This window comes from uncultured Fretibacterium sp. (assembly GCF_938040765.1).
Classification (GTDB): Bacteria; Synergistota; Synergistia; order Synergistales; family Aminobacteriaceae; genus CAJPSE01.
Map to the genome: position 1 here is coordinate 1 of NZ_CALIAA010000157.1, position 4,388 is coordinate 4,388.

Genomic DNA, 4,388 nt, shown 5'->3' on the forward strand with positions numbered 1-4,388 from the left:
GGGATGTTGAAATCCAGGTAGTAGCGGTCACCGTCCTTGCGGACGCGGGGCACGGGCAGGAAGGGCTCCAGGGCCTCGCCCACCACGACGGGGCCGGCGCCGGGCCCGCCACCGCCGTGGGGCGTGGACAGCGTCTTGTGGACGTTCAGGTGCAGCACGTCAACGCCCATCTTCTTCACGTCCACGTAGCCCATCAGGGCGTTCATGTTGGCGCCGTCGCCGTAGACCAGCCCGCCCTTCTCGTGGATGATCTTGGAGATCTCGGCCACGTGGCGCTCGAAGATGCCCAGGGTGTTGGGGTTGGTCAGCATGATGCCGGCCGTGTCCTCGTCCATGATCTCGCGGATGGACTCGGGGGTGACGATCCCGTCCTTGTTCAGCTCGACCGGGACGGGCGTGTAGCCGCAGATCGCCGCGGACGCCGGGTTCGTGCCGTGCGCCGTGCTGGGCATGATCACCTTTTTGCGCTGCTTGCCCTTGTGTGCGTGGTAGGCGTGGATCATCAGCATCCCCGTCAGCTCGCCCTGAGCGCCCGCCGAGGGCTGGAGCGACGCGGCCTTCATTCCGGTGAGCTTGATCAGGTCCTGCTCAAGCTCGTACATGAGCTTGAGGGCGCCCTGGAAGCAGGCCTCCGGCATGAGGGGATGGACGTTCGCGAAGCCGGGCAGAGAGGCCATGCGCTCGTTGATCTTGGGGTTGTACTTCATGGTGCAGGAGCCCAACGGGTACATCCCCGTGTCGACCCCGAAGTTCCACGTGGAGAGGCGCGTATAGTGACGGATGACGTCGACCTCGGACAGCTCCGGCAGTTTCGGGGCCGGTCCCGTCAGGGAGGCGTCCAGCTTGCTCTCCGGGACATCCTGGGAAGGAATGCTGATCCCCACGCGACCCTTGCTCGCTCGCTCCCACAGAAGCGCTTCTTTAAAGGCCAGGCCTTTGGTTCCGGGATAGCCGCCCATAATCAGGCCACCTCCTTCAGGAATGCGTCGATTTCCTCGCGGGTGTGGACTTCCGTCGCGCAGAAGAGCCACGCCCCCTTGTACTCCGGATAGTACTTGCCCAGGTCGAGCCCCGCGACGAAGCCCTTCTTCGCCAGCTCATCGTAGCGTTTCTCGAAGCCGGCCGGGGCCTTCATGGCGAACTCGTTGAAGAACGGCGAGTCGAAGAGCGGCTTGAAGCCCGCCTTCTCGAGCCCCGCCTTGAGGTAGGCGGCCTTGTCGTGGTTCAGCTTCGCGATGGCGTGGAGTCCCTCGCTCCCGGCGGAGGCCATGTACATCGCCGCCGTCAGGGCGTTGTGGCCGGAGTTGGTGCAGATGTTCGACGTGGCCTTCTCGCGGCGGATGTGCTGCTCGCGGGCCGCGAGGGTCAGGACGAAGCAGCGGTTGCCGTTCTTGTCCGTGGTCTCCCCCACCAGGCGTCCCGGGACGGAACGCACGTTCTTCATGGAGCAGGCCAGCATGCCCACGCCGGGCCCGCCGGCGTTCAGGGAGATGCCGAAGCTGCTGCCCTCGCCGCAGACGATGTCGGCACCGCAGCTGCCGGGGTTCTTGAGCAGCCCCCAGGCCATGGCCTCGGAGAAGGAGGCGATCAGCAGGATCCCCTTGTCGTGAGCCGCCTTGGCCGCGGCCTCGAGGTCCTCGATCACTCCGGCAAAGTTGGGGGACTGCACGACCAGGGCCGAGACGTCGTCGGGGATTTTGCTGAAGTCGGTACGGCCGTTCGGGAGAACGGGAACCTCGACGGCCTCGAAGCCCGCGGGCCGGAAGTAGGTCTTCATCGCCTGGATGTAATGGGGGTGGTTCAGGCGGGAGTAGGCCACCTTCGGTTTCCTCTTGACGTGGATGGCCATGATAGCGGCCTCGGCCAGGGCGTTTGCGCCGTCGTACATGGAGGCGTTGGCGACCTCCATGCCCAGCAGGTTGGCCGTCATCGTCTGGAACTCGAAGATGGCCTGAAGCGTCCCCTGGCTGACCTCCGGCTGATAGGGGGTGTAGGATGTCAGGAACTCGGAGCGGCTCGAGAGGTAGGGTATATGGGCCGGGATGTGGTGGGGATAGCATCCGGCGCCGAGGAACGCCACGCTGTCGCAGTTGGCCTCGGCCATGGCACCGAGCTCGGCCGTCAGCTCCCACTCGGTGCGGGGCTTGATGTCGATGGGGCCGTCCATACGTACTTCAGCCGGAATGGTCGAGAAGAGATCCTCGACTTTTTTGACCCCGATCGTATCCAGCATCGCCCGGAGATCTTCCGGGGTGTGAGACAGGTATCTCATGGGATACGCCCCCCTTTCGTCAATGATCGAGTGTCTTGACGTAATCTTTGTAGGCGTCGACCTTCATCAGGGCATCGAAGTCCTTGCTGTCGGACACCTCGATCTCAACCATCCATGCCGCCCCGTAGGGATCCGTGTTCACCAGGTCCGGGGAGTCCGCAAGGGCCTCGTTGACCTTGACGACCTTGCCGGAGACGGGAGCGTTGAGGTCGCTGACCGCTTTGGTGGACTCCAGGGAACCGAAGGCCGCGCCGGCCTTGGTGGACGCGCCCACGTCGGGGAGCTCGACGTAGACGATGTCGCCCAGGGCGCCCTGAGCGTAGTCGTCCACGCCCACGACAACGACGTTGCCGTTCTTCTTCGCCCACTCGTGGGTCTTCGTGTAGGAAACATCCGCTTTGAAATTCAGCTCGTCAAACGCTTTCACAGGGTATTCCTCCTTATAATGTATTCACGAACGGAGCCTGTTGTTGCCGGAACACGCGCATTTCCCTCCGCCGGTCGCCCCGAGATTTCCTCCGCTCGGGATCAGATGGCGACGCGGGCCGTGCGGCCCGGACGGATGTCGGCGACGACCTCCACCTCGATGGAACGGCGGTCGTCCTTCAGGGTGATCTTCGTACCGGGCTCGAGCTTGCGGTCCACCCGGACGTAGCCCGCGACGAGGCCCTTCGGCTTGAAGTCCGCCGGCTTGTCGGGACTCGAGGTGCTGACGATCTTGCCGTTCACCCGGCTGCACGCCACCTCCACGCAGCAGGTGGTGACGACCCCAATGTCCTTCCCGTCGAGCAGCACCCTGGCGCCATGGTGGGCGTCCACCTTGCGCGGGTCGAAGCCGCAGTAGGGCAGGGTATAGCTCTCGGGGGGATTGTCGTACACGGTCGAGCCGAGGAAGGACTTGGTCAGCTTGCCCTCCTTGTCGCGAGGCAGGGCGAAGTCCCAGGGGGTGTGGACGAAGGGCCACGGGCCGATGTCCTGCTGGGAGAGCGGAAGGATCGCACCCATCCGCAGGGAGTCGCGGGAGGCCAGACCGCAGGGGAGGATGTCGTCCCCGCCCGCCGCGACGAGCGCGTTCCACACGTCGACGGTTTTGCCGATCGGGCAGAGGATCTCGAAGCCGAGCTCCCCGGTGTAGCCGGTGCGGGAGAGCAGCACGGGGATATCCCCCTTCAGGCGCACGTCCTTGTTCTTTGCGGCGTCGTAGTCGCCCAGGAAATGGAAGTACTTGAGTCCGTCGATGGAGCCCTTCTCGAGGACCTTGCGCAGGATCTCCGCGGACTTCGGCCCCTGGAGGTCGATCTTGCCGAACACGCCGTCCTCGTTCTTGACGTCCGCCTTGAAGGAGCCCATGTGCTTCTTCAGGTGGTCGGCCACGATGGAGGCCCGGTTCGAGTTGACGACCAGCAGGTAGTCCTCCCGGTTGTCGTTCATGTTGTAGACGATGCAGTCGTCCACGACATGGGCCTTCTCGTCGAGGATCATCGTGTAGCCGCAGGCCCCCTTGGCCAGCTTCTCGATGTTGCGGGTCAGGCAGAGCTGAAGGAGCCCGAAGGCGTCCTTGCCCGTCACCCGGACCAGGCACATGTGGCAGATGTCGAAGATGCCGCACTTTTCAACGACAAAAAGGTGTTCCTTCACTGCCCCCGCCTTGTACCACAGGGGCATCTCCCAGCCGCCGAAATCGGTCAGCTGCCCCTCCAGCTTGTGATGCACGTCGTTCAAAGGTGTTTTCTTGATCAAGCAAAATCCCTCCTCACAAGTTCGGATACTTCGCTTTCCCGACAATTCCACCTTTTCCACCGCTTTGGAACGGTTGCACCCTGCCTATCCGAGTGATCCCCAAACGAGCTCCCCGAAGGGGCAGGGAGTGAAAATGAGTTGAGCTTACGGGAGCCGGTTACCATTTTATCATTAGCCTACGGGAAATGGCGAGAGTATGAGGGAAAATCCGTGAAAGTTTGCGGAAAAGACCTGCGGAATGAAAATTTGCAGGGCGGACCCGCCGGGGAGGAGGATCCCGGCCCCCTGTGCACGGTCCGTACGTTTTTCGCATGGGGAGCGGATCCCCGGTCCCCGGGAAGGGCTGCGGAACGAGAGGAGGCTTTTCATTTTTGTC

Annotated in this window: 4 protein-coding genes; all 4 read right to left on the reverse strand. The window is 63.3% G+C overall.

Features of this window, described 5'->3' with window-relative positions; all coding sequences use genetic code 11:
- Positions 1-959 (reverse strand): aminomethyl-transferring glycine dehydrogenase subunit GcvPB (gene gcvPB / locus Q0176_RS05675; RefSeq protein WP_299300107.1); only part of this gene is annotated, 959 nt, incomplete at its 3' end.
- A 2-nt stretch (positions 960-961) separates the two neighbouring features.
- Positions 962-2,272 carry an aminomethyl-transferring glycine dehydrogenase subunit GcvPA gene (gene gcvPA / locus Q0176_RS05680; protein ID WP_299300109.1) on the reverse strand — a complete coding sequence of 437 codons (1,311 nt, stop codon included), beginning with the start codon at positions 2,270-2,272 and terminating at the stop codon, positions 962-964.
- Between the two features lie 19 nt (positions 2,273-2,291).
- Positions 2,292-2,699 carry a glycine cleavage system protein GcvH gene (gene gcvH, locus Q0176_RS05685; RefSeq protein ID WP_299300111.1) on the reverse strand — a complete coding sequence of 136 codons (408 nt, stop codon included), beginning with the start codon at positions 2,697-2,699 and terminating at the stop codon, positions 2,292-2,294.
- 101 nt (positions 2,700-2,800) lie between these two features.
- Positions 2,801-4,012 carry a hypothetical protein gene (locus Q0176_RS05690; RefSeq protein WP_299300113.1) on the reverse strand — a complete coding sequence of 404 codons (1,212 nt, stop codon included), beginning with the start codon at positions 4,010-4,012 and terminating at the stop codon, positions 2,801-2,803.
- Positions 4,013-4,388: the final 376 nt, after the last annotated feature.

What these genes read in the sequence shown, in the direction of transcription:
- gcvPA (WP_299300109.1), bottom strand. Translation starts at nt 2,272, where the DNA reads ATGAGATACCTGTCTCACACCCCGGAAGATCTCCGGGCGATGCTGGAT.